This is a genomic window from Mesorhizobium sp. WSM3868, assembly GCF_002294785.1.
Taxonomy (GTDB): domain Bacteria; phylum Pseudomonadota; class Alphaproteobacteria; order Rhizobiales; family Rhizobiaceae; genus Mesorhizobium.
In genome coordinates this window covers 126,526-149,446 of the sequence record NZ_NSGB01000009.1, presented here as the reverse complement: position 1 = coordinate 149,446, position 22,921 = coordinate 126,526, and the positions used below count along the sequence as shown (strand labels likewise).

The 22,921-nt window shown below is 63.4% G+C and carries 23 protein-coding genes; 10 read left to right on the top strand and 13 right to left on the bottom strand.

The window, feature by feature from the left end; translation table 11 throughout:
* Positions 1-168 precede the first annotated feature (168 nt).
* Positions 169-2,238, bottom strand: coding sequence for an ASKHA domain-containing protein (locus CK221_RS16660; RefSeq protein WP_095778499.1), 2,070 nt, complete (start codon positions 2,236-2,238; stop codon positions 169-171).
* Between the two features lie 89 nt (positions 2,239-2,327).
* Here CK221_RS16660 and CK221_RS16655 point away from each other — a divergent pair, with 89 nt between their 5' ends.
* Positions 2,328-2,570 (top strand): hypothetical protein, encoded by a 243-nt coding sequence (locus CK221_RS16655; protein ID WP_245299687.1) that lies wholly within the window; start codon positions 2,328-2,330, stop codon positions 2,568-2,570.
* Positions 2,571-2,649: 79 nt separating this feature from the next.
* On the opposite strand, the gene CK221_RS16650 is transcribed toward CK221_RS16655, so the two are convergent.
* From CK221_RS16650 to CK221_RS16620, 7 genes are all read right to left on the bottom strand, one after another.
* Complete coding sequence (locus tag CK221_RS16650; RefSeq protein ID WP_095778498.1) at positions 2,650-3,627, bottom strand: methyltetrahydrofolate cobalamin methyltransferase; 978 nt, start codon at positions 3,625-3,627, stop codon at positions 2,650-2,652.
* Between the two features lie 138 nt (positions 3,628-3,765).
* Positions 3,766-4,860, bottom strand: a complete 1,095-nt coding sequence (locus CK221_RS16645) for a methylenetetrahydrofolate reductase (protein WP_066999665.1) — start codon at positions 4,858-4,860, stop codon at positions 3,766-3,768.
* Positions 4,857-5,456 carry a methylenetetrahydrofolate reductase C-terminal domain-containing protein gene (locus tag CK221_RS16640; RefSeq protein WP_066999668.1) on the bottom strand — a complete coding sequence of 200 codons (600 nt, stop codon included), beginning with the start codon at positions 5,454-5,456 and terminating at the stop codon, positions 4,857-4,859. The genes CK221_RS16645 and CK221_RS16640 overlap by 4 nt, the downstream gene beginning before the upstream one ends.
* Positions 5,449-5,751, bottom strand: a complete 303-nt coding sequence (locus tag CK221_RS16635) for a virulence factor (RefSeq protein ID WP_066999671.1) — start codon at positions 5,749-5,751, stop codon at positions 5,449-5,451. The genes CK221_RS16640 and CK221_RS16635 overlap by 8 nt, the downstream gene beginning before the upstream one ends.
* Positions 5,752-5,885: 134 nt before the next feature.
* A complete protein-coding gene (locus CK221_RS16630) occupies positions 5,886-6,668 on the bottom strand; it encodes a formyl transferase (RefSeq protein ID WP_066999675.1) in 783 nt (260 codons plus the stop codon).
* A gap of 105 nt (positions 6,669-6,773) precedes the next feature.
* Positions 6,774-7,349, bottom strand: a complete 576-nt coding sequence (locus CK221_RS16625; protein WP_066999678.1) for a DUF4893 domain-containing protein — start codon at positions 7,347-7,349, stop codon at positions 6,774-6,776.
* 167 nt (positions 7,350-7,516) lie between these two features.
* Positions 7,517-8,146 carry a DUF1638 domain-containing protein gene (locus CK221_RS16620; RefSeq protein ID WP_066999681.1) on the bottom strand — a complete coding sequence of 210 codons (630 nt, stop codon included), beginning with the start codon at positions 8,144-8,146 and terminating at the stop codon, positions 7,517-7,519.
* 56 nt (positions 8,147-8,202) lie between these two features.
* Between CK221_RS16620 and CK221_RS16615 the strand changes: the two genes are divergently transcribed.
* On the top strand, positions 8,203-8,340 hold the full coding sequence (locus CK221_RS16615) for an EncA/B family entericidin (protein WP_095778497.1): 138 nt from the start codon (positions 8,203-8,205) through the stop codon (positions 8,338-8,340).
* Between the two features lie 86 nt (positions 8,341-8,426).
* Here the strand turns inward: CK221_RS16615 and CK221_RS16610 are convergent, their stop codons facing one another.
* A complete protein-coding gene (locus CK221_RS16610; protein ID WP_066999684.1) occupies positions 8,427-9,125 on the bottom strand; it encodes a B12-binding domain-containing protein in 699 nt (232 codons plus the stop codon).
* Positions 9,126-9,406: 281 nt separating this feature from the next.
* Here CK221_RS16610 and CK221_RS16605 point away from each other — a divergent pair, with 281 nt between their 5' ends.
* The 6 genes from CK221_RS16605 to CK221_RS16580 all read left to right on the top strand — a co-directional run bounded on the left by CK221_RS16605 (position 9,407) and on the right by CK221_RS16580 (position 15,820).
* The gene (locus CK221_RS16605) at positions 9,407-10,981 is read left to right on the top strand and encodes a trimethylamine methyltransferase family protein (protein WP_095778496.1); all 1,575 of its coding nucleotides are present in this window, start codon (positions 9,407-9,409) and stop codon (positions 10,979-10,981) included.
* Between the two features lie 89 nt (positions 10,982-11,070).
* Positions 11,071-11,760 carry a hypothetical protein gene (locus CK221_RS16600; RefSeq protein ID WP_095778495.1) on the top strand — a complete coding sequence of 230 codons (690 nt, stop codon included), beginning with the start codon at positions 11,071-11,073 and terminating at the stop codon, positions 11,758-11,760.
* A gap of 104 nt (positions 11,761-11,864) precedes the next feature.
* Positions 11,865-12,596, top strand: a complete 732-nt coding sequence (locus tag CK221_RS16595) for a dienelactone hydrolase family protein (RefSeq protein ID WP_095778494.1) — start codon at positions 11,865-11,867, stop codon at positions 12,594-12,596.
* A gap of 73 nt (positions 12,597-12,669) precedes the next feature.
* Positions 12,670-13,233 carry an RNA polymerase sigma factor gene (locus CK221_RS16590; protein ID WP_067329326.1) on the top strand — a complete coding sequence of 188 codons (564 nt, stop codon included), beginning with the start codon at positions 12,670-12,672 and terminating at the stop codon, positions 13,231-13,233.
* 2 nt (positions 13,234-13,235) lie between these two features.
* Positions 13,236-15,404, top strand: a complete 2,169-nt coding sequence (locus CK221_RS16585; RefSeq protein WP_095778493.1) for a VWA domain-containing protein — start codon at positions 13,236-13,238, stop codon at positions 15,402-15,404.
* Positions 15,405-15,418: 14 nt separating this feature from the next.
* Positions 15,419-15,820 carry a hypothetical protein gene (locus tag CK221_RS16580; protein ID WP_245299688.1) on the top strand — a complete coding sequence of 134 codons (402 nt, stop codon included), beginning with the start codon at positions 15,419-15,421 and terminating at the stop codon, positions 15,818-15,820.
* 12 nt (positions 15,821-15,832) lie between these two features.
* Here CK221_RS16580 and bmt read toward each other — a convergent pair whose 3' ends face one another.
* Both bmt and CK221_RS16570 read right to left on the bottom strand, forming a co-directional pair.
* Positions 15,833-16,849, bottom strand: coding sequence for a betaine--homocysteine S-methyltransferase (gene bmt, locus CK221_RS16575; RefSeq protein ID WP_095778491.1), 1,017 nt, complete (start codon positions 16,847-16,849; stop codon positions 15,833-15,835).
* 155 nt (positions 16,850-17,004) lie between these two features.
* Complete coding sequence (locus tag CK221_RS16570; RefSeq protein ID WP_095778490.1) at positions 17,005-17,862, bottom strand: helix-turn-helix transcriptional regulator; 858 nt, start codon at positions 17,860-17,862, stop codon at positions 17,005-17,007.
* A gap of 228 nt (positions 17,863-18,090) precedes the next feature.
* Between CK221_RS16570 and CK221_RS16565 the strand changes: the two genes are divergently transcribed.
* Together CK221_RS16565 and CK221_RS16560 are read left to right on the top strand one after the other, a co-directional pair.
* A complete protein-coding gene (locus tag CK221_RS16565) occupies positions 18,091-19,101 on the top strand; it encodes a fatty acid desaturase (protein WP_066999712.1) in 1,011 nt (336 codons plus the stop codon).
* A 75-nt stretch (positions 19,102-19,176) separates the two neighbouring features.
* Entirely contained in the window at positions 19,177-20,022 is an 846-nt protein-coding gene (locus CK221_RS16560; protein WP_066999715.1) for a PhnD/SsuA/transferrin family substrate-binding protein, read from the top strand.
* Here the strand turns inward: CK221_RS16560 and CK221_RS16555 are convergent.
* Together CK221_RS16555 and CK221_RS16550 are read right to left on the bottom strand one after the other, a co-directional pair.
* On the bottom strand, positions 19,984-21,330 hold the full coding sequence (locus CK221_RS16555; protein ID WP_095778489.1) for a Xaa-Pro peptidase family protein: 1,347 nt from the start codon (positions 21,328-21,330) through the stop codon (positions 19,984-19,986). The genes CK221_RS16560 and CK221_RS16555 overlap by 39 nt on opposite strands.
* 17 nt (positions 21,331-21,347) lie before the next feature.
* Entirely contained in the window at positions 21,348-22,856 is a 1,509-nt protein-coding gene (locus CK221_RS16550) for a glycosyltransferase family 39 protein (RefSeq protein ID WP_179295155.1), read from the bottom strand.
* Positions 22,857-22,921: the final 65 nt, after the last annotated feature.

Genomic DNA, 22,921 nt, shown 5'->3' with positions numbered 1-22,921 from the left:
GTCGCGCCGGCTCGAAGACATTTCGCGCCAGCCCTTCGATGGCGGGCTAAATGCGCCCGGCATGTTTCCGGCGGATTTCACGAAAACAGCGTTCCGGTTTCCGGATCGATGGATCCGGAAACATTTGCATGCATACGAACTAAAGAGAGGCGTCGGGCGAAGGGGACCCTATTCGCGCCCACGCCGCGCCGCCCGTTCCTCGCGCGAGCGCCGGCGCGGGGTGGCGTCGCCTGCGGTGCCGTCCTCGCCGACCGTCTTGCGCGGCGGCAGCTTCACTGCGGCCGCGAGCTTCGGGAAAGGGTCGACCTTGTTCGGCAGGGCCATGGCGTAGACGAAGTGCTCCTGGAATTTTGGTTCCAGCGCGGTTTCGATCTTTTCGATCCTGCTCACCGTCTCCTCGATCTCACGGCGGTAGCCGCGATTGAGGAGCGCCATGCGCGCGCCGGCGCCGGCGGCGTTGCCGACGGCCGAGACCTTGTCGAGATCGCAATCGGGAATGAGCCCCAGCACCATGGCGTATTTCGGGTCGATGAAAGAACCGAAGGCACCGGCGAAATGGATGCGGTCGACATGGTCGGCGTGCTGCTTTTCCATCAACAGCTTGGTGCCGGCGTAGAGCGCCGCCTTGGCGAGCTGGATGGCGCGCACGTCGTTCTGGGTGATGGTGATCTTCGGCTCGCCGTCCTTCAGCACATAGGAGAAGGTGCGGCCGTTGGCGACGATGCGCGGCGAGCGCGCGCCAAGCGATCCGTCGACGACGCCGTCCTCGGAGATTATACCGGCGAGATACATCTCGGCCACCACTTCGATGATGCCGGAGCCGCAAATGCCAGTGACGCCGGTCGTCTGCACGCTTTCGGCAAAGCCCGGCTGATCCGACCAGAGTTCCGAACCGATGACCCGGTAGCGCGGCTCAAGCGTGTCGGGATCGATGCGCACGCGCTCGATGGCGCCGGGCGCCGCGCGCTGGCCGCCGGAAATCTCGGCGCCCTCGAAGGCCGGGCCGGTGGGAGAGGAGGCCGCAACGACGCGCGTGCTGTTGCCGAGCACGATCTCGGCATTGGTGCCGACGTCGACGATCAGCATCATCTCGTCCTGGCGGTGCGGACCCTCGGAGAGCGTGACCGCGGCTGCGTCGGCGCCGACATGGCCGGCGATACAAGGGAGCATATAAAGGCGAGCGCCCTGGTTCAGTTTCAAGCCGAGATCGGAGGCCTTGATGCGCACGGCGCCGGAAACGGCGAGCGCGAACGGCGCGCCGCCGAGTTCGGTCGGATCGATGCCGAGAAACAGATGATGCATGATCGGATTGCCGACGAACACCGCGTCGAGGATGTCGTTGCGCTGGACATTGCCTTCCGCACAGACCTTGTCGACCAGGCCGGAAACGGCCTCGCGCACGGCGACCGTCATGCCCTCGCGGCCGTCCGGGTTCATCATCACATAGGAGACGCGGCTCATCAGATCCTCGCCGAAGCGGATCTGCGGATTGGAGGTGCCGGAAGAGGCGGCGACGCGGCCCGACAGCAGCGACACGAGATGCATGGCAATGGTCGTCGAGCCGATGTCGCAGGCGAGCCCGTAGGCCTCGTTCTTCAGGCCCGGCCACAGCGCGATGACGCGCGCGATGTCGCTGTCCGCATCCTTGTGGATGGCGGCGGTGGCGGTCCAATTGCCCTTGCGCAGAATGCCCTGCACCTGCGGCATGAGATAGAAGTCGAACTCGACATTCTTGAACCCCCAGTCCTTCATCAAGGCGATCTTGAGTCGGTCGAGGTCGCCGAGCGGCTTGTGCATGTCGGGCTCTTCAATCTCGACATAGCACATGCGGATTGCCGTATCGCGAGCGATCACCCTGGTGTCGGCTGCCTTGCGGATGGTCTGGGCGTTGATGACCGTGTCCTGCGGCACGTCAATGACGAGGTCGCCGAGTATCTGCGCTGAGCAGGAGAGGCGGCGGCGCTCGGGCAGGCCGCGCACGCGCTCGTAGCGCTCTTCCTTGGCGCCCTTGGGCGAGATGTGGTCGTTGGCAGAGACGATCTTGTGCTTGGCGAAATTGCCTTCCTGCACCTCGATCTGGCAGCGCCCGCAAGTGGCGCGGCCGCCGCACACGCTCTCGACATAGACGCCGAGCTGGCGCGCGGCGTCCAGCACCGGCGTGCCAACGGGAAACCGCCCGCGCTTGCCTGACGGCATGAACAGCACAAGCGGATCGGTGATGTTGGGCGGGGGATTCATGCTGGCACGCGTCTCGATGGCAATTGCCGATACCGTTTAACGGATCGTTTTACTGTTGGGTGGAGTGTACGTTGGTCCAGGGGCCAAACATGTCGGATATTCTGCTGCCCGCCATCTTCACCGCTTTCACCATGGTGCGCGTGCTCAAAGGCCCATGGCTGCGCAATCCGCAATATCTGGCCTCCGGAATTCTCGGCGCGATCGTCGGAGCGCTCCTGCTCCACGCATTCTGGCCCGCCTACGACGATGATGTCATCGTCGGCGGCGGCACAGGCATCTTCGGATCCTGGGCTGGAATGGCGTTGTTCGACGCCATATTGGGCGTCGCCTGACCGCAAAGCAGACTTCTCCGACCGCATCGACGATGCGACCGGATCAGGGCTGTTTGCAATGCGGCTCACGATTGCGCGCTTACCCCCTGGCCATGCGGGCTTCACGACCGCCGCGGCGACGCCCGCCGGCAGCGGCGGCGCCATCGCCGGGGGCGGTGACCGCGACCGGAGCCGCGACCGCATGGCCGCCTTCGGCCGGCTTGTAGTCCTTGTAGGTGCGGATCCAGTTGGTGCAGTTCTCGTCGGTGCCGTTGAGCACGTTGGCGCCGCGCACGGCCTCCATCTCCTGCGGGCGGACCGGGTTCATGATGGCGCTCGTCATGCCGGCGCCGATCACCATCGGGATGAAGGCGGCGTTGATGCCGTGGCGATGCGGCAAGCCGAACGAGATGTTGGAAAGGCCGCAAGTGGTGTTGACCTTGAGTTCCTCGCGCAGCCGGCGCAGCAGTGCGAACACCTGGCGGCCGGCATCGCCCAGCGCGCCGATCGGCATCACCAGCGGATCGACGACGACGTCATGCGCGGGAATGCCGTGATCGGCGCAGCGCTCGACGATCTTCTTGGCGACCGCGAAGCGGACGTCCGGATCCATCGAGATGCCGGTCTCGTCATTGGAGATGGCGACGACCGGAACGTTGTATTTCTTGACCAGCGGCAGGATGGCTTCGAGCTTCTCTTCCTCGCCGGTGACGGAGTTGACCAGCGGGCGCCCCTTGGCGACCTTCAGCGCCGCCTCGATCGCGGCGGTCACCGAAGAGTCGATAGACAGCGGCAGATCGACCAAGTTCTGCACGATCTCCAGCGTCTGCACCAAAAGCGCCGGCTCGGTCGCATTGGGGTCGACGGCGGTGACGCCGGCATTGACGTCGAGCATGGTGGCGCCGCAGGCGGCCTGTTCCAGCGCATCCTTGATGACGGTCTCGAAGTTGCCGGCCACCATCTCGGCGGCCAGCTTCTTGCGGCCGGTCGGGTTGATGCGCTCGCCGATCACGCAGAAGGGCTGATCGAAGCCGATGACGATTTCTCGGGTCGCCGAGGCGACGATGGTGCGGGTCATGCAATCTCTCCGTCGGGATATAAAGAGTTCTTTATATCGTTATCTGGTCTTGATCAAGCGGACGGGTGCCGGCCGCGCCTTGGACTTTAAGTTCATGTATGTCGCCCAAAACCGGTTCCCAATTTTGGGCGACATACATCAATGCGCGGTCTTCACCATGTCGACCTGGGTTTCGGTAATCTCGTCGTGCAGTATGTGGTCGAGCCGCTCGGCGACGATCTGATCGTCGCGGCGGATCTCCCGCTTCCAGGGTTGGCGGCCTTTCAGCACGCCGGATTCATCGACGATCTCGGCGACATACTCTTCCTGGCGGTAGGCCATCACATGGACGCCGGCGACGCCCGGAATTTCCTTCACCTCGTTGATGATGTCGATGCAGAGCTGCTTGCCTTCCTTCTTCTGGTCCTGCGCGCCTTCGAGCCGCTTGATCACCGCATCGGGGATATGGATGCCCGGCACGTTGGAGCGGATCCATTTGGCGGTCTTGGCAGAGGCGAGCGGCCCGACGCCGCACAGGATGAACACTTTTTCGGTGTGGCCGAGGTCGCGCGCCTTTTGCATGAAGGTTCGGAACATCGGCACATCGAAGCAGTATTGCGTCTGCACGAATTGCGCGCCGGCGGCGATCTTCTTGCCGAGATGGATGGGACGGAAATCGTAAGGCGGCGCGAAGGGGTTTACGGCAGCACCGAGGAAGATCTGCGGCGGCGTCGTCAGCTTGCGGCCGGACAGGAACTTGCCGTTGTCGCGCATGATGCGGATGGTTTCGAGCAGCGACATGGAATCGAGGTCGAAGACCGGCTTGGCGCCCGGCTGATCGCCGGCCTGCACGCCGTCGCCGGTGAGGCAGAGCATGTTGGCGACGCCCATTGCCGCCCCGCCCAGCACGTCGCCCTGAATGGCGATGCGGTTCTTGTCGCGGCAGGCGATCTGCATGATCGGGGCGTAGCCCATGCGGGTCAAAAGCGCGCAGATGCCGACCGACGACATGTGGCAGTTGGCGCCGGAGGCGTCGACCGCGTTGATGGCGTCGACCCAACCGTCGAAGATCTTGGCGCGGTTGTAGACGTCTTCAGGGTCGGCGCTGTCGGGCGGGTTGAGCTCGGTCGTCACCGCGAACTCGCCGCGGCGCAGCACGCGCTCCAACCGACCGCGCGACGAATGGCCGGGCAGGGGATCGAGCGGCAGGTGAACGCCGGCCGGGTTCTCGTCGCGCTGGTGGCGGATGCTCATGCTGAAGCTCCGGGGTTCTGCGGATTCTGGGCGGCTTCACGCGCCGCGGCCGCCTGCGCGGTCACCCTGAGCCAGGCCGAGGTTTCGCGCAGCGACTGATCGACCGGCTTCTGCACGGTGAGGATCTTGTCGCCATGCTTCATGTTGCGGGAGCCTTCCCAGGCCTTGACCCAGACACAGGGCATGTCCGGCTCGACCTCGCAATTGCCGTTGGCGCGCACGCCGCCGCACGGGCCGTTGCGCAGCTGCTTCGGGCAGTTCATCGGACACGACATGCCGGTGGAGGAGAGCACGCACTGGCCGCACATGCGGCAGTCGAACATGAAGCCCTTGACGCGTTTTTCGACGAATTTCACAGGCGCTTCGACGCGGCCGTAGCCGATGCCCTTCCACAAAGGATGCAAGAGCAGGAAGACATCGGCGAACCTGCCATAGAACCATTCGAGCAGTCGCGAATGGCGGATGGACCACAACCTCACGGCAAAAGTGCGCTGGACGCGGCGTTGCGGCGACACGTCCGCGGGCTTGTAGTCGGACTTCGGCGCCGCCTTCTTGACCAGGGTGGCCTGGGTGACCGCCGGCTGCTTCTCAGACATTTTCTTTCCCGCCAGCCTTGACCAGAGCGACCAGCCGCTCGCGGTCATATTTCGTATCGAGTTCCTGGTAGGCCTTCTCAACCTCGGCTTCGATGTCGTCGCCGACCGGAACCGGATCGGCCTTACGCCATTCGGCGAGGTAATCGTCGGTGCCGCCGGCGCCGGTGCGCATGGCGCACATGTCGATCGCCTCGGTGAAGCGCAGCGGCAGCTCGCGCTTGGCGTTCTGCCGGCCTTTCTTGACGATGACCTGCGCAGGGATATCGCGCCAATAGACGACGATCAGATCGGCCATGAATTCTCACTCCTCGATGTTGGGAGCATTGCCGCATGCGCCCTTGTGCCGCTTGTTATGGGACGACGCGCGCGCCTTCAAAAGCGACGCTGGCGATGACGCAAAGCGAGTGCTGAATTTCCGACGCTGGCAGATTACCAGACGCGCTTCGTCAGGCCGGTCCAGAGGTAGAACCAAATCGTCGGGTGAAACCACTGTTTCGAGGGCAGGCCGGGATCGATCATCGTAAGTTTTCCCGCCAGCGTCTCGGCCACTGCCTGGACGCAGATGTCGCGGGAAAATGCCGCCTGCCGCAGCGCGTAGCTGGCGATGGTGTCGCCGCGTTTCGACTTGCCGCGCGCCTGCTTCAGCACTCCGCCGGTGTCGACGCCGGCATCGACCAGATGTACGGTGGTGCCGAAATTCACTCGATCGCCGGAGGCCAGCGCCCAGTAGCCGCCATTCATTCCACGATATTTCGGGGCAATGCCGGCGTGATAGTTAAGCACCGGGCAAGGCATCTTCGCGAGCGTATCCCTCGACAGCAGCCGGCAGCCGGCGAGGAGCACGACGCCCGGCCCGATCTTCTCAATCGCCTGAAGGCATTCCGGACCGTTGGCGGAAGGCACATGAATGATCGTCTGGGTCGGGCGAGGTTCTGTCTCGAGCTTTTCCTCGGCAATCAGCCGTGCAGCATGGCCGGCAAAGAACCGCTTGCCAAGCCTGGTCAGCAGCATCGTGCCGAGCTGGCCGATGGCCGAGATCCAGCCCTGGCGGCGGGCGCGGCCGAGCAGCAAACGCTTTTTTGATTCAGGGGTTTCGAGGATGACACTGACAGGGCCGACGCGATCGGCGATGGCGTTGACGATGGCCCAGATATGCGGACCGCCTTCGGTGACGACCACAATCCGTCGCGGACTGGATTCCGACGTTGCCATGGCAAGCACCCGCTCTCAAAGTCGGGCGCATGCTAGGGCGAGCGGGTTAACCCTTGGTGAGACGCATGATCCTGGTCCGAAAAGTCTGCAACTTTTCGGGCTCAGTCAGCGCTTGAATTCCATGATGTCGAGCTTCGATTCGTAATAGGGCGCGGGGAATTCGATGCGCCACTCGGTGGCGCTGTTGCGGAAGGCATAGCCCACTTGGTCGCTTTCGGCGCCGCTGCCATAGGGCTTGGCCTTGTCGTCATTGACCGAAAACGAGCCGAGATAGATGGCGCGCTTCTCACCGTCGTCGAAGAACCGACCGGTGGTGCGCTGGGAGCCGCTGATCTTCTGCAGCCGCCAGCCCGAGCCGTCCTCGGTGACCTTGCATTTGAACCAGCCATAGATGACGAGCGGGCTCAAGCCGCCGGCCTTGATGGTGCGACATTTCCAGTTGCCGGTCAGATCCTTGTCGGAGAAAGCGACCAGCGGCTTCGCGAGCAGCGCATCGAGTTGCTTGACCTCAGCCGGATCGCCGGCCTTTGCCTCTTCGAGAGCCGCCTTGCGCGTTTCGCCATATTTGTCGAGCCGCGCCTTGTCGGCGGCGGTGATCAGCTTCTGCACCTCGCCATCGGCATAGGCCGGCAGGGCAAAGCCAATAAGGCAAAGGGCGGCAAGCAGCAGGCGAGGGATCATGGACGTTCCCCGAATCGGTGGCTGGAACAGCTGTTTGGTTTGCTGGGGCACAACTTACCCGTTCGCAGGCCGCTGTCATCCGGCTTAACAGCGGCGGCGAGGGGGCTTCGTCTGCAAGTCGATCGTCCGTTCCGCTGGCCGCCGTTTGAAGCAGCCCTGCGAGAGCCTCAAGCGTTGGCTGCCGCCCGTGCCAGTTCACCCGTGAGATCGCCATAGCCGGTCGAGCGGCGCTCGTAGGCGAGGTCGAGCATGGCGGCGGCTTTCTCGGCAACCTTGTCGAGTTCCGGATCGTCGGTTTGCGCGAGATAGATCAGCTTCTCGTAATTGCCGAAATAGTCCTTGATAAGCTCGGGATGCCTGTCGAGCCCGAGCGGCTTGATGAAGAAGGCGTCGAATTGGCGGCAGAGGAAGTCGGTCATGTAGAACGACATCATGTCGCCGTCGGCGACCTTCGCGTAGGCGTCCATGCCCTGGTAGAAGGCGAAGCAATGGGGGCCGGCCATGCGCTCCACGCCATGCTTCTCGATCACGCGGTCGAGCATGCCGCCGGTGCCGCAATCGGCATAGCCGACGAAGATGTGGTTGTAGCCTTCCGCCTTGGCCTTTTCGATGGCCTTGTCCATGGCCGGCGCGATGCGGTCCGGATAGAAGTGGAACTCGGCCGGCAGGCAGGTCAACTCAAGGTGATCGAGCTTTAGCTGTTGCTTGACGGCCAAAACTTCGCGCGCAATCATCCCGCAGGCGATGACGAGCAGCCTGTCTGTTTGATTCGGTTTCGTTTTTTGCGTTTTGACCATGAACCAGTCGAGCCGGTTTTCGCTGCGGGGCTAATTGTCTGTTGAGGGAGACACCCATGAAACTGCTACGCATCGCGCCGATTGCCATCCTTGCCTGCGCGCTTGCACTCACCGCCTGCGCCAACGCCATTCGAGGCGTCGGCAAGGACGTCAAATCGACGGCGAGGGCGGTCAAAGACACTGTCGCCAACTGATCGTTCAGCCTGATCATCATCATCTGGGAACAAAAAAGCCGCGCTGCAAGGCGCGGCTTTTTTCGATCCATCCTGATGCCCTGGGATCAGGCGGAAGCGCGAACGTTGTGCTTGCGCTTCATGAAATCCTTGGCGGTCTCGACCGCCACCGCGGCATCGCGGCAATAGGCGTCGGCGCCGACGGCCTTGCCGAATTCCTCGTTGAGCGGCGCACCGCCGACCAGCACGACGTAATCGTCGCGAATGCCCTTTTCCTTCATCGTGTCGATAACGACCTTCATATAGGGCATGGTCGTCGTGAGCAGCGCCGACATGCCGATGATGTCGGGCTGATGCTGCTCGATCGCTTCCAGATATTTCTCGACCGCGTTGTTGATGCCGAGGTCGATGACATCGAAGCCGGCGCCCTCCATCATCATGCCGACGAGGTTCTTGCCGATGTCGTGGATGTCGCCCTTGACGGTGCCGATCACCATCTTGCCCTGCTTGGGCGCGCCGGTGGCGGCAAGCAGCGGGCGCAGGATGGCCATGCCGGCCTTCATGGCGTTGGCCGAGAGCAGCACTTCCGGCACGAACAGGATGCCATCGCGGAAATCTTCGCCGACGATGCGCATGCCTTCGACCAGCGCCTCGGTCAGCACCGTGTAGGGCTGCCAGCCGCGCTCAAGAAGGATATGCGTGCCTTCCTCGATCTCTTCCTTCAGCCCGTCATAAAGGTCGTCATGCATCTGCTGCACGAGTTCCTCGTCGGAAAGCTCGGAAAGGATGATCTCGTCGTCGGACATTTTTTCCTCGGGCTCCTTGCTGCTCGGAATGCTTGCTGCAGCTCAAAAATCGATGCGCCAATACCTAACCCGCGAGGGCAAGGTAGCCATAGCTGATTTGCGACTTCCCGCAAAAGGAAAGCGACTGAAAAGTTGGCGGTTTTCTTGTCGATTTTGCGACAGGCGTTGGCGCTGGCGGGCCGTTTCCAATAGGGTGCATGGCTACGATCCGGAAAGAAGCGGCGGCGAACCGGCCGCGAGCCAATTCAGGCCCAAATCTAAAATCTATAGGAAGAACGATCATGAGCGATAACGCGGCAGTCGAGCAGGAAGCGTCGGGCGGACGACGCGGACGCGGCGCCAGCGGCGGCGCGGCGGCCAGGCGTGCGGCGCGCGCAGGCGGCGGTCCGGGCACCCAGCTCACCTATATCAAGCGCAAGATCAACGTCTACGAGGTCCTCGACGAGGAAGGCCTGGCGTTGATCGAGAAAAACACAGACACGGTGCTGGAAGAGATCGGCATCATCTTCCGCGACGACGCCGAGGCGCTCGCGCTGTGGAAAGAGGCCGGCGCCGATGTGAAAGGCGAGCGCGTGCATTTTCCCAAGGGGCTTTGCCGCTCGCTGCTCAAGACCGCGCCTTCGATCTACACCCAGCATGCGCGCAATCCGGAGCGTTCGGTGCAGATCGGGGGCAAGGGAACGGTGTTCGCGCCGGTCTACGGCCCGCCCTTCGTGCGCGACCTCGACGGCAACCGCCGCTACGCAACGCTTGAGGATTTCCAGAATTTCGTGAAGCTCGCCTATATGGCGCCGTCGATCCACCATTCGGGCGGCACGGTATGCGAGCCGGTCGACGTGCCGGTCAATAAGCGCCATCTGGACATGGTCTATTCGCATATCCGCTATTCGGACAAACCGTTCATGGGCTCGGTGACGGCGCCGGAGCGGGCCGAGGATACGGTGGCGATGGCCAAGATCGTGTTCGGCGAGGATTTCGTCGAGAACAACACGGTGCTGACCAGCCTGATCAACGCCAACTCGCCGATGGTGTTCGACGAGACCATGCTCGGCGCGCTGAAAGTCTATTCGCGCCACAACCAGGCCTGCATTGTCACGCCGTTCATCCTGGCCGGCGCGATGAGCCCGGTGACGGTTGCCGGAACGCTGACGCAGATCCTGGCCGAGGTGCTTGCCGGCGCCTCTTTCACGCAGCTGATCAGGCCCGGCGCGCCGGTGCTGTTCGGCACTTTCGCCTCGTCGATCTCGATGCAGTCGGGCGCGCCGACTTTCGGCACGCCGGAACCATCGCTGGTTTCCTATGGCGCAGCGCAGCTCGCGCGCCGGCTAGGCCTGCCGTTCCGCACCGGCGGCTCGCTCTGCGCCTCGAAGGTCCCGGATGCGCAGGCGGCCTATGAGAGCGCCAACACGCTGAACTCGACCATCCTTGCCGGCACCAACTTCGTGCTGCATTCGGCCGGCTGGCTCGAGGGCGGTCTCGCCTCCTGCTACGAGAAATTCATGATGGACATCGACCAGCTCGGCATGACGCAGAAATTCGCCGAGGGCGTCGACCTGTCGGAGAACGGCCAGGCGATGGACGCCATCCGCCGGGTCGGTCCGGGCAGCCACTATCTCGGCTGCGACCACACGCAGGCGAATTTCCAGACCGCCTTCTACCGCTCCAACATCGCCGACAACAATTCCTATGAGCAGTGGCTGGCCGAAGGCGAAAAGACAGCGCCGCAGCGCGCCAACGAGCTCGCCCGCCGCTGGCTGGAAAGCTACGAGGCACCGCATCTCGATCCGGCGATCGACGAGGCACTGAAGGATTTCATCGACAGGAAGAAGGCCTCGATGGCCGACGCCTTCACTTGAAAGGAGCCCGAGTCAGGCCGGGCTAAAGTCGCCAACATCATCCATAAGGAAGTCTGGCGGAGCGCGTTCTCCGACCCGGACAAGAAGGGATGACTTTTTCGCGCGGCACGATCGAAGGGACCGCGGCCGCGCTTGCCGCCCACGGCCTGATCCTTCGGGGCGGCTTTCGCTTCGCTAGTGATGAAGCCGTGCCTGCGGGGCTTTCAGGCGCGCCTGCGAAGTCCGCCCTCCTGGTCGGGCAGGCCGGCGCCGCACCCTGGCCGCACTTCCAGCGCTGGCTCGGGCAGCGGGCCAGCGGGATCGTCAACCCGCTCGACACCTGGTCGCGGGAGGTGATCGGCGCGGTGGCGCAAGCGTTCGGCGCTCGCGCCGTGTCGCCCTCCGACAGGCCCTATCTGCCGTTCCAGCAATGGGCGATGCGGGCGGAAGGGTTGAAGCCGTCGCCGCTCGGCATCCTCATGCATCCGCAGTATGGGTTGTGGCATGCCTATCGCGGCGCGCTGCTGTTCGAGGAAGAGATTTTCCTCCCCGAACCTCGAGAAGCGATTCATCTCTGCGACACATGCGTCGAAAAACCCTGCATGAATTCCTGTCCGGTCGATGCCTATTCCGAGCAGGGTTTTGCCCATGAAGCCTGTCTTGGGCATGTGCGCGGCCCCGGAGGCGGCCTGTGCCGCACGAGCGGCTGCCTCGACCGCAACGCATGTCCCTACGGGGCGGACTATCGCTATCCGCCAGAGGTGCAGGCCTTTCATATGGCGGCCTTTGCTCGGCTGTAAGATGAAGGCCAACCGCACGAAATCTTGAACGCCAGGCTCCGGGATTGTCTTGCCGGGCCGCTCCAGCCGGATATCTATCGCGCGGACAGACGACGGAGAGCAGCATGGCCAAGCAAGAGATCGAGATCGAAACCCGGGACGGGAAGGCCAAGGCCGGGCTGTTCCGACCGGCGGCGGCGGCCAGGGCCGGCGTCATCCTCTACATGGATATTTTCGGCCCGCGGCCGACGCTCGACCAGATGGCCGAACGCCTCGCAGGGCATGGCTATGCCGTGCTGGTGCCCGATCTGTTCTATCGCAGCGTGCCCTATGGACCGTTCGACCCTAAGACTGCGTTTGCTGAGGATAAGACCAGGGCTCAACTGACGGCGCTGAGCGGTGGCACCACGCAAGAGATGACCATCCGCGATAGCGTGGCCTTCCTCGATGCGCTCACTGCCGAAGGCCTAGACGGGCCGGTCGGCGTCGTCGGCTATTGCATGGGCGGCGCACGGGCTCTTAATGCCGCCACGGCCTATCCCGACCGCATTGCTGCCGCCGCCAGCTTCCACGGCGGCAATCTGGCAAGCGACGCGCCCGACAGCCCGCACCGGAAGGCGGCGTCGATCAAGGCACGCATCTACGTCGGGGTCGCCGGCGTGGACCGCAGCTTTCCGCCGGAGCAATCGGCCCGGCTGGCAGAGGCGCTCAGGGTCGCCGAAGTCGACCACACGATCGAGAACTATGTCGGCGTCGGTCATGGCTGGTGCGTCAAGGACCACAGCGTCTATGACGAAGCGGGCGCCGAGCGCCATTGGAAGCGGCTCATCACGCTGTTCGCCGAGACCTTAGGGTAGGGTGCGGAGGCTGCCGCAAAAAAATCTTTCCATCGCCCCAAGGAATCGCCATTAGCCTTCGTCCAACAGGCAAATGACGGCGATGATGCTGGACGACAGCGAAGCCTCCGATGCCGAATTGATCGGGCGGGCGAGGGGCGGAGACAGGGGGGCTTTCGGCAAACTGCTCGAAAGGCACTATGGTTTCGTCTATCGCGCCGCCTATCGCTGGTGCGGCCGCAAGGCCGATGCCGAAGACATCGCCCAGGATGTCTGCGTGCGGCTCGGCCGGGCAATCCGCGACTATCAGGGCAACGGCGCGTTCACGACTTGGCTCTACGCCATGACACTGAACGCTTCGCGCGACATGATGCGCAAGCGCGCCCGCGACAGCGCCAAGACCGAGGCCTTCGGCACGTATGCGCTGATCGCGGGGGAGGGCTCGGCGGAAGCCCAGGACCCGGCCGAGGCGCTGTGGGCGGCGGTGCGCATGCTGCCGGACAAGCAGCGCGACGCGGTGCTGCTCGTCTATGGCGAAGGGTTGAGCCACGCGGCTGCGGCCGAGGTGATGGCGATCTCGGAGGCGACGGTTTCCTGGCACATCCATGAGGCGAAGAAACGGCTGAAGCTGCTCATGCGCTCAGCCGGGGAAGTGTGACCATGGTCGACGACAACGAACTCGAAAGGCTGCGCAATCTGGCAGTTCCGGCGCCGGACAGCGAAGCGCAAACGCGTGCGTTGGCCGCCGCGATGCAGGCCTTCGACTTGAACGAAAAAATTTCGACCGCCCCCCAAGGATCGCCGGCAGGTCTTCGTCTCACGGAGCGAGCACAAAGGCTCTGGAGAGAGATCATGCAACGGAAACTCATTGCCACCCCGGCCCTGACCGCGCTGGTCGCGCTGCCTATCGCCGGCTATGCCGCTTTGGAGATGCTGAGGGAGCAGCCGCCCGTTATTTCAAACGGGAAGGTCACCGAATCGGTGGCCGACAAGCCGGTTGCGCAGAAGCCGATACCGAACCAGCCCGCGATCAGCGAGCCGCTGGCGGCCGCGCCTGCCAAGGAGAAGAAGACCGGCGCCGACAGCGAGAGGCGTGTCGAAGACGAGGCGCAGGTCGCACCGGCATCGCCGCCGAAAACTGAATTGAGCCGATCCGATGATCGGACCAGGCAGGATTACGGGGCGTTGAAGGACTTTGCCAAGCAAGCACCACAGGCGCTGCCTGTGCCGCCGCCTGCACCTGCGGAGGTTGACCAGCTGGCCGCCGGCGGACGCGCGGATGCCCAGGCGCCGGCAACCGCCATGCAGCCTGCAGAGATGCCGGCTGGCGCCGTCGCTGGTTCCAGGCCGATGGTTCAGCCGGCGCCCATGCCGGCCGATCAAATGCAGCCGCAAGAGCAAAACCGCGACCGCATCGAGACCTTCAAGACCAATCCGGTTCACCAAGCCGCCCAGGATCCGGTGTCGACCTTCTCGATCGATGTCGACACGGCGTCCTATTCCTTCGTCCGCCGCTCGCTGAAGGAAGGTATTCTGCCCGACCCAGGTACGGTGCGGGTCGAAGAGATGATCAACTACTTCCCCTATGACTGGAAGGGGCCGGACTCGGCCGCGACGCCGTTCAATTCGACCGTCACCGTCATGCCGACGCCCTGGAACGAGCGCACCAAGCTGATGCATGTTGCGATCAAGGGTTTTGACGTGAAGCCGGTCGAGGCGCCGAAGGCCAACCTGGTGTTCCTGATCGACGTTTCGGGTTCGATGGACGAGCCGGACAAGCTGCCGCTGTTGAAGTCGGCGTTCCGGTTGCTGGTCAGCAAGCTCAAGGCCGACGACACCGTCTCCATCGTCACCTATGCCGGCAATGCCGGCACGGTGCTGATGCCGACAAAGGCCGCGGAAAGGCAGAAGATTCTTGCAGCGATAGACAATCTGGAGCCAGGCGGTTCGACCGCCGGCGAGGCAGGCATCAAGGAAGCCTACAAACTTGCGCAGCAGTCTTTCGTCAAGGACGGCATCAACCGCGTGATGCTTGCCACCGACGGCGATTTCAACGTCGGCCAGACCGATGACGACGAACTCAAACGGTTGATCGAGAAGGAGCGCAAGACCGGCGTGTTTCTCTCGGTGTTCGGCTTCGGCCGCGGCAACCTCAACGACCAGATGATGCAGACCATCGCCCAGAACGGCAATGGCACGGCCGCCTATATCGACACGCTTGCCGAGGCCGAGAAGGTGCTGGTCGAGGACGCGTCCTCGACGCTGTTCACCATTGCCAAGGACGTGAAAATCCAAGTCGAGTTCAACCCGGCCAAGGTCTCGGAATACCGCCTGGTCGGCTATGAGACGCGGGCGCTCAAGCGCGAGGATTTCAATAATGACCGCGTCGACGCCGGCGATATCGGTTCCGGCCATTCGGTGACTGCGATCTACGAGGTCACGCCCAAGGGAAGCGGCGCCGAACAGGTCGATCCGTTGCGCTATGGCGAGGCGAAGGTCGACAATGGCGGCGTTGCCAATGCGGGCGAATATGCCTTCGTAAAAATCCGCTACAAGCTGCCGAACGAGAATGTCTCGAAACTGATCACGACACCGGTGACCGCGGCCAACGAGGTGCCGTCCTTCGATGAAGCCGGCGTCGACCAGCGCTTTTCGGTCGCGGTCGCGGCTTTCGGGCAGAAGCTGCGCGACGCGGATCAGACGGCGAATTTCGGCTACGACCGGATCCTGGAGATCGCCAACGCCGCGCGCGGCGCTGATCCGTTCGGCTACAGGGCGGAATTCCTGTCGCTGGTGCGGCTAGCCTCGTCGCTGGGCACCAACAGATAGGGCGGGTGCCGTCCATGGAACAAAAAGCCGGCGGAGGACCTGCCGGCTTTTGCCGATCGTTAAATTGCGCGGCTTTTCCGGAACTTGATCGCAATGCCCTCCTGTTAGTCAAAGCTGATAGAAGTGAGGGGCTGGAATTGCATATCACCGGGAACGTGACGCCGACTGCGGGCAATCTTCAGACGCGAGCACCGTCCGCTCCGTCGGCGGAATCCGCGCGGATCAGGAATAATGTCGATGCGGCCCGCGACACGGCGCTCTCTGCGCTCAACAACGACCGCTTTCGCGTGATGCTGGAACAGATCAGCGACCCGCGCGCGTCCGGCGCGTTGATGACGATGGGCGCCGACGGCAAGAACAGCGCCGCCACCGATCTCGGTACGGCGCTGTCGCGCTACGCTGAAAACAGCGAATAGAGCAGGCCAACTTCAGGCGCGGCTGCGCCGGCGTTCGCGACGGCCTTCGCCTGCCTCGGCAGCGCTCGCTATCTTGTTGCGCATCGGCCCGATGCGCTCGACGATGGTCTCGACCGTCGGACGCGCCGACTTGGTGTGCGCGTCGAGCGCCTTGCGCATCGCGGCAAGGTGAGCGAACGAGGTGCCGCAGCAGCCGCCGACGATCTTGGCGCCCGCATCGACTGCCAGCCGGACATAGTCGGCCATCAGTTCCGGCGTGCCGGAATAGTGGATCTCGCTGCCGCGGAATTCCGGAATGCCGCAATTGCCCTTGACGATCACGGTGGCTTCCGGCTTCGCGTCGGTCATGTCGAGCAGTGAGGCCAGGATGTCGGCTGCGCCGACGCCGCAATTGGCGCCCACCCCAAGCGGAGCCTGCGATAGTCCGTCCGCAACGCCGTGGATATCCTTGGGCAACAGCCCCATCATGGTGCGGCCGGCCGTATCGAAGGAACCGGTATAGGTGTAGGGCAGGCCGACGCGGATCGCGGCTTCGGCCGCGGCGCGGATCTCATCCGGCGCCGACATGGTCTCGATCCAGGCGACTTCGGCTCCGCCGGCCTTCAAGCCCTCGATCTGCTCGGCGAAGGCATCCACCGCTTCCTCATAGGACATAGCGCCGAGCGGCACCAAAAGCTCGCCGGTCGGGCCGACGGAGCCGGCAACGATCACCTTGCGGCCTGCCTTGTCGGACACCGAACGGGCGATTTCGGCGGCGCGCTTGTTCAAGTCATGCACGCGGTCCTGAGCGTGATGCAGCTTCAGCCGATGACGGGTGCCGCCGAAGGAATTGGTCAGGATGATGTCAGCGCCGGCATCGACGAAATTCTGATGCAGCGCGGCGATGGTGTCGGGCGCCGTCTCGTTGAGCAGCTCGGGGGCTTCGCCGGCCTCAAGTCCCATCGCGAATAAATTGGTGCCGGTGGCGCCGTCGGCCAGCAGCACGCCTTTTTCGGCAAGCAATGCGTCGATCGGATTGGTGGCGGTCATGGCTCTGGCTTTCGCATCTTGAATTCAAATAACGATATAAAGAAGTCTTTATATCTAGTCAATGAATTTGCGCCCCCGCTCTTGCATGAGTTTCCTAAAACGGACGGGTCGGCCAGGTTGGTCGCCGCATGCCAGCATGGCGATAGCGGCCGCGTTCAGACAGAGCCTGAGGTGAAGGAGATGCCGGCCAGTTTCTGCGTGAAGCTCGCAGCCTCATGCGCGTTGACATCGGCGGCTCGGATCAGATTGTCGAAGTGGCTGGTCAGGGTACGGACCGGCTGGGTGGCGTTCAACACCAGATACATATCGCCGACATAGATTGCGGCGCGGTACGGCCCGAAGATCGTATAAGGGATCGAATAGCGCATGCGGCCGTCATAGAGGAACAGGCGGAAGGTCGGGTAAAGGTCGTCGAGGAGCGTTGCCATGTGCAGCAATTGCCGGCGGCGCTCGGCTTCCGGGAACCGGTCCCAGACGCCGAGCCCGCGTGCGAAAATCTCCAGCGTATGGCGCGGCATGCAGACCTCCATGTCGGTCTCGGGCCGCCTGTTGTAGTCGATGCGGTATTGCGTTTCGCCGGCCTGCGCCTCGCGGCTCTTGTTGGTAATGCCGGCCTCGTATTCGACAAGGGCCTCGGTGCGCAGGAGGTCCGGAATGCCCGCCGGCACGTAGCGGATCTTGGTGCCGACCGCCTCGGCGTGCCATTTGGCAAGTAGCGTGCGGTCAAAGCCGTCCGGCGCCTCCTCGATCTCGAGGCTTTCGCGAATCTCGCCGGTGACGCCTTCGTCCTGGCTAAGGCCCAGCAGCCAGTCGAGCGATACCTTGAACTCGGCGGCAATGTTGAGAAGCGTCTCGGCGCGGGGCAGGCGCGTCGAGGCGCCCGACAGGAGTTGCGACAGCGCCGAACGATCGATGCCGACGGCGCTCGCGAAGGCCGACTGGTTCAAGTCCGAGCGTGTCAAGAGCAATTTCAGGCGCTCTCGGAAGACCGTCGACAGATCACGCTTGTCCATCACGCCGCTCCTTTCCAGTGGAGGAAAAATTTGCGCCCAGGCCTGCTGGGTAGGTGCTCAGGCGCAAATGAATCCCCAAATCTGTTTACAATATATAACATCTGCAGCCAAAAATGCGCATTCGCAACAGGTTGTTCACTTTGTCGCGTTGCGACAACGACAGGCTCCTGACACAATGCTGTCAGGAATCAAAGTGGTTCCGGCGACTGGAAGGCAGTGGTCGATAGCATGACTGGCATACGCAAGAGACACAGCAGCACACCGGCCGTGGAATGGCCGACAGTATTCCTCACACTGTTCTGTTATGGCGCCTGGCTTGCCACCGGCTTCCTGCTTTGGCCTTCCTATTCGCTGCTGGCCCTTGTCGCCTTGGCCTTGATACTGGCCCTGCAATCCTCGCTGATGCACGAAGTGCTGCATGGCCATCCGACCCGCAACGCCAGCATCAACGAAGCCTTCGTCGTCCTGCCGATCGGGCTGGTCTGGCCGTTCCGCCGTTTCAAGGCGATCCATCTTCGCCACCACGCCGACGAGCGGCTGACCGACCCGCTCGACGATCCGGAAAGCTATTACCAGGCGCTCTGGATGCATGCGGAAATGCCGCCGGCGATGAAGTTCCTGCTCAAGATCAACAACACAATGGTCGGCCGCTTCGTTCTCGGACCTTGGCTGTCGTCGATCGGCTTCTTCCTCGACGACGCCAGACAGATGGCCGCCGGCGACAAGGCGATCCGCAAAGCCTGGCTGCTGCATGCCGTCGGACTTGCAGTGGTCGTGCCGATCGTGACCTTCGGCTTCGGCATCCCGCTCTGGCTCTACATCCTGGGGCCGGTGTGGCTTGGCCAGTCCCTGATTTCGGTGCGCACTTATGCCGAGCATCAGTGGTCGGAACACCCGGAGGGCCGCACGATCATCGTCGAGCGGTCGCCGCTCTCCTTCCTGTTCCTCAACAACAACCTGCATTTCGTGCACCACAAGAGCCCGACCGTCGCCTGGTACAGACTGCCGAAGATGTTTCGCGATCGCCGCGAAGAATGGCTGCGGATGAACAACGGCTACGTCTATCCGAACTATTTCGCGCTGATCAAATCATTTGCCTTCAAAGCCAAGGAGCCAGTGGTGCATCCGGTGCTGCGCCGCGCGCCCGAACCCGGCCGCGCCTTCAAACCGCGTATCAGAGCGCGTAATGTGAGTGGACTTGGCACGGCTCCGGTGCCGGCTGAGCCGCCCAAAGAGTAATTTCGAACTTTCGCGACTGCTTTATCGCCGCGGAATTCAGGCGCCGATGACCGCCTGTTTTGAAAGCTGTTCGTCATGAGCAAGTTGATTGCGGCTCTGCCGATGTATGACTGGCCGGAAGTTCGTGGCGAGATCGACGCGCAATGGGCGCAGCTCCGCGACGCTTTTCGACGGAGAGGTATCGACGCGCCGGAAAGAATGGCGCGCAGCAATCGCGACCTGCCGCCGGTGTCCGGCGGCATCCAAGACGGCGCCGGAAAGCTGATAGCGCCCGACCCCGCGACATTGCCCCCGGACGAGTTCGATTTTCACCAGCTCTGGCTGAGCCCGGCGCTGCTTTTCGGCCAGACCTGCTGGGGGCCGATGGAGCTCGGCCTGGCCAGGCATGTGCAGGTGGTCGCTCAGCCAAGCTATGACGCGTTCGAGGGCGGGCAGGGCGAGCTCTATTCCAGCGCGCTGGTGATGCCGGCTGATGGCGGGCGGTCGGTTGGCTCGCCCGAGGATGGCAAGGCCGTCATCCCGCTCGATCTCATCCGCGGCAAGCGCTTCATCTTCAACAATCCGGATTCGATGTCCGGGCTGCTCGGGCTGACGCGCGACCTGGAGGCGATCGGCGAAAGTCTGGGCGTCTTCGCCTCGTGCGGCGAAAGCGGCGGCCACCGGTCGTCGATCGTCGCCATCGCCGAGGGCAGGGCCGATATCGCCGCCATCGACTGCCAGAGCTGGGCATTGGCGCAGCGATTCGAGCCGGCGGCGCGGCGCGTGAAAGTGGTCGGCTGGACGACTAGGCGGAAGGGATTGCCATTTATTTCGGCCAGGGCCACATCGGCGGACGTCGTTGCGTCCATGCGCGAGGCCATCGCCGAGTTTGGCTTGGACGGGTCAGCTGCCAAGCAGCTTTTCGTCGAGCGGGTAGGCTGAGAGTTTTTCGTTGCCGGTCTCGGTGATGAGGATCTGCTCCTCGATCTTGACGCCCTCGCGGCCGCCGAGCCTGCCGATATAGCTTTCCACGCACAGCACCATGCCGGGTTCCAGGACGCCATCCGGCGTGTCGTCCGTCCAGTCGCTGGCATGCGGCAGGGTCGGATATTCGTCCGCCAGACCGACGCCGTGGTAGAGCACGCCGTAGCGCGCCGGGAAGCAGTCTCCAGGCGGCACGGCGGAGCGTTCGACGAGATCGCGGAAGGAAATGCCCGGCCGCATCAATGCCGTGTTGTGGGCGATCTGGTCGGCGGCGATGCGGAACAGGTCACGCTGCTCGTCGGACGGCCGGCCATCGCCGCAGAGCCAGGTGCGCGATAGGTCGGCGCAAAATCCATAGGGACCGATGAGGTCGGTGTCGAAGGCGACGAGATCGCCGTCCTCGACGATGCGCGACGAGCATTCCTGGAACCAGGGGTTGGTGCGCGGCCCGGACGACAGAAGCCGGGTCTCGATCCATTCGCCGCCGCGCGCGATGTTGCCGCGATGCAGTTCCGCCCAGAGTTCGTTCTCGGAAATGCCCGGCTTCAGCCCCGCTTCCATCTCGCCCATCGCCGCCTCGCAGGCGACAATGGCGCGGCGCATGGCGAGGATCTCGTCGGGCGACTTTATGAGGCGCGCATTCTCCATCACCGCCTCGCCATTGCCGACCGTGATGCCGCGGCGGGCAAGCTCTTCGACGCCTTCCGGGTTGATGTGGTCGACGGCGATCCGCCGATTGCCGCCGCCGTGCTCGGCAAGGAGCTCGGCGATGCCGGCTGCCCAGCGGCGGACCTTCTTGTCGGTCAGCTCGCCGCTATAAAGGTACATCCACGACACCGCCGGCCGCACCTCGTCGACGACGCCGGCGTGATCCGACAAATGCTCGCAGGAGAAATAGTCGAACAGCACCACAGGACCTTCTGTGGCGACGAAACAGTGGCGGGTCGGATTGTGCGCGACCCAGAGCTGCATGTTGGTCGAATCCGTCGCGTAGCGGATGTTGACCGGGTCGTAGAGCAGGGCGCCGGCATAGTCGCGGCGCCTGAGTTCGGCGCGGATGCGCTCGAGCCGATAGGTTCGCATGGCAGGCAGGTCGGGAGCGGCAATGCCTGCCGCCGCCCATTCGGCTTCGGCTACCGCGCCATAGCCCAGAGCGTGCTGGTTGAGCGCGCCAGCCTTCTCGCGGGAGGCGGCGCGGAGCGCCTCGACGGAACCGGGTTCGAACGGCATGATCTTGCGGTGGCGGCCGAAACGTTGTGTGTCCATGCGGTCCCCCTGTCTGTCTATTGCGGCTTCATCTTGTGCAGCCTGGTGATCGTGACCTGGCGCGGTGCGCTCCCCAACTGCGGCACCGCGATGCGCCGATGGACGGTATCCATCACATAGCCGGCCTCGGTGATCCTTTTGAAGATGACGGAGGCCGGTTCCTCGTCATCCGCGAGCACAAGCACCGCGGGCTCGCGGATCGATCTGGCGAAATCGGGTATCTCGTCGTCGAGCACGATGAGATCGGGATCGACGAGGCGGAGATTGCCGATCCAGAACCAACTCGAGACCACAGTGCCGACCGGTCCGTCGGCTGTCAGCTGACGATGGAGCGAAGCGTAGTCCATGCGCACGATGCTGCCGCGGTTATCGCCGCCGTGGACCTGCATGTACCAGCTTACCGGAAGCACGAGGATGGCCATCACGGCGCCGACGAAGACGATTGTCGCCTGCGTCTTCCTGCCCCTTTCCCCCATCGCGTCCAGCCGCATGGCAATGGCGACCGGCAACAGCACGAATACGGGCAGCATCCAGCGATCGCGAAACTGTGTGATGCCGCCCGCCAGCACCACCACGAGCGTGATCAGCAAGGCGAAGGCTATCGCCCGCCAGACCAGCGTCTCTGGCCACGGTGCGGCCTCGGGCGGTGGAGCGGATTGCTTGCGCGCCAGGAAAAACGCGACGGCAAAGATCGTGGCCGGCAGCCCGGCGAAATTGAGCATCGCATTGCCCAAGCCGCGGACGCCGCGAGACAGGGTCTTTGCCGCGCTGCCCCCTTCGGCGACGCCCAGGCCACCGCTGTGCGCCAGCAGGTCTCCGAGATGCGTGAGGCTCCAGTAGAATGTGGGGAGGCAGGCAAGGATCGCCACAACCACACTGATCAGGAAACGGCGATCGAAGATCGCCTCACGTGTTTCGCGGACGGACAGCGCCGCAAGGAACAGCGCAGCGAGAAAGATCACCTCATTGTATTTCGACAGCATTGCGGCGGCCGTCGCCAAGCCAAGCAGCACATACGCGGTAGTCGAGCGCCGTTTCTGCAACTCGGCGACTGCCAGGAGCAGCAGCGATGAAAAGCAAAAAACCGCGACCGAGTGGGTGAGGGCATGCTGCATCTCCCATACGATCTGTGGAAACAGCAGCAGGCCGAACATGGCGGTGGTCGCCGCGCGGGCTGAATAGCCCAGGCGGCGCACTGTGGCGAAGGACGCGACCAATCCACCGGCCAGCAGCGTGTATTTGACGATCTTGAGCGCGAGAATGCTGGTTCCAACCAGCGAGGCCGTGAGGATGCCGAACCAGGTGTATAAAGGCGGCTGCGAGCCGCCATAGCCGGCCGCGAGGAAGCGCATCGCCATCAACTGTTCGGAATCGTCGACGCCGACGCCGGTGCCCACGAAATGGGACGAAAGCGGCATCACCACGATCTGGACCAGGCAATAGGCAAGTGCAAACGCGATTGCGGCACTGAAAGGGCCGACCCGTTCATCGCAGAGCCAGTCGGTCCATTTCTCCAGCTGCCGCAAGGGTCGTCTTCTCATCTGATGCGTTGGTGGCCGGTTGCTATATAGCCGGCCACCAACACGATCCG

What these genes read in the sequence shown, in the direction of transcription:
- CK221_RS16660 (WP_095778499.1), bottom strand. Translation starts at nt 2,238, where the DNA reads ATGAATCCCCCGCCCAACATCACCGATCCGCTTGTGCTGTTCATGCCG.
- CK221_RS16655 (WP_245299687.1), top strand. Translation starts at nt 2,328, where the DNA reads ATGTCGGATATTCTGCTGCCCGCCATCTTCACCGCTTTCACCATGGTG.
- CK221_RS16650 (WP_095778498.1), bottom strand. Translation starts at nt 3,627, where the DNA reads ATGACCCGCACCATCGTCGCCTCGGCGACCCGAGAAATCGTCATCGGC.
- CK221_RS16645 (WP_066999665.1), bottom strand. Translation starts at nt 4,860, where the DNA reads ATGAGCATCCGCCACCAGCGCGACGAGAACCCGGCCGGCGTTCACCTG.
- CK221_RS16640 (WP_066999668.1), bottom strand. Translation starts at nt 5,456, where the DNA reads ATGTCTGAGAAGCAGCCGGCGGTCACCCAGGCCACCCTGGTCAAGAAG.
- CK221_RS16635 (WP_066999671.1), bottom strand. Translation starts at nt 5,751, where the DNA reads ATGGCCGATCTGATCGTCGTCTATTGGCGCGATATCCCTGCGCAGGTC.
- CK221_RS16630 (WP_066999675.1), bottom strand. Translation starts at nt 6,668, where the DNA reads ATGGCAACGTCGGAATCCAGTCCGCGACGGATTGTGGTCGTCACCGAA.
- CK221_RS16625 (WP_066999678.1), bottom strand. Translation starts at nt 7,349, where the DNA reads ATGATCCCTCGCCTGCTGCTTGCCGCCCTTTGCCTTATTGGCTTTGCC.
- CK221_RS16620 (WP_066999681.1), bottom strand. Translation starts at nt 8,146, where the DNA reads ATGGTCAAAACGCAAAAAACGAAACCGAATCAAACAGACAGGCTGCTC.
- CK221_RS16615 (WP_095778497.1), top strand. Translation starts at nt 8,203, where the DNA reads ATGAAACTGCTACGCATCGCGCCGATTGCCATCCTTGCCTGCGCGCTT.
- CK221_RS16610 (WP_066999684.1), bottom strand. Translation starts at nt 9,125, where the DNA reads ATGTCCGACGACGAGATCATCCTTTCCGAGCTTTCCGACGAGGAACTC.
- CK221_RS16605 (WP_095778496.1), top strand. Translation starts at nt 9,407, where the DNA reads ATGAGCGATAACGCGGCAGTCGAGCAGGAAGCGTCGGGCGGACGACGC.
- CK221_RS16600 (WP_095778495.1), top strand. Translation starts at nt 11,071, where the DNA reads ATGACTTTTTCGCGCGGCACGATCGAAGGGACCGCGGCCGCGCTTGCC.
- CK221_RS16595 (WP_095778494.1), top strand. Translation starts at nt 11,865, where the DNA reads ATGGCCAAGCAAGAGATCGAGATCGAAACCCGGGACGGGAAGGCCAAG.
- CK221_RS16590 (WP_067329326.1), top strand. Translation starts at nt 12,670, where the DNA reads ATGACGGCGATGATGCTGGACGACAGCGAAGCCTCCGATGCCGAATTG.
- CK221_RS16585 (WP_095778493.1), top strand. Translation starts at nt 13,236, where the DNA reads ATGGTCGACGACAACGAACTCGAAAGGCTGCGCAATCTGGCAGTTCCG.
- CK221_RS16580 (WP_245299688.1), top strand. Translation starts at nt 15,419, where the DNA reads ATGGAACAAAAAGCCGGCGGAGGACCTGCCGGCTTTTGCCGATCGTTA.
- bmt (WP_095778491.1), bottom strand. Translation starts at nt 16,849, where the DNA reads ATGACCGCCACCAATCCGATCGACGCATTGCTTGCCGAAAAAGGCGTG.
- CK221_RS16570 (WP_095778490.1), bottom strand. Translation starts at nt 17,862, where the DNA reads ATGGACAAGCGTGATCTGTCGACGGTCTTCCGAGAGCGCCTGAAATTG.
- CK221_RS16565 (WP_066999712.1), top strand. Translation starts at nt 18,091, where the DNA reads ATGACTGGCATACGCAAGAGACACAGCAGCACACCGGCCGTGGAATGG.
- CK221_RS16560 (WP_066999715.1), top strand. Translation starts at nt 19,177, where the DNA reads ATGAGCAAGTTGATTGCGGCTCTGCCGATGTATGACTGGCCGGAAGTT.
- CK221_RS16555 (WP_095778489.1), bottom strand. Translation starts at nt 21,330, where the DNA reads ATGGACACACAACGTTTCGGCCGCCACCGCAAGATCATGCCGTTCGAA.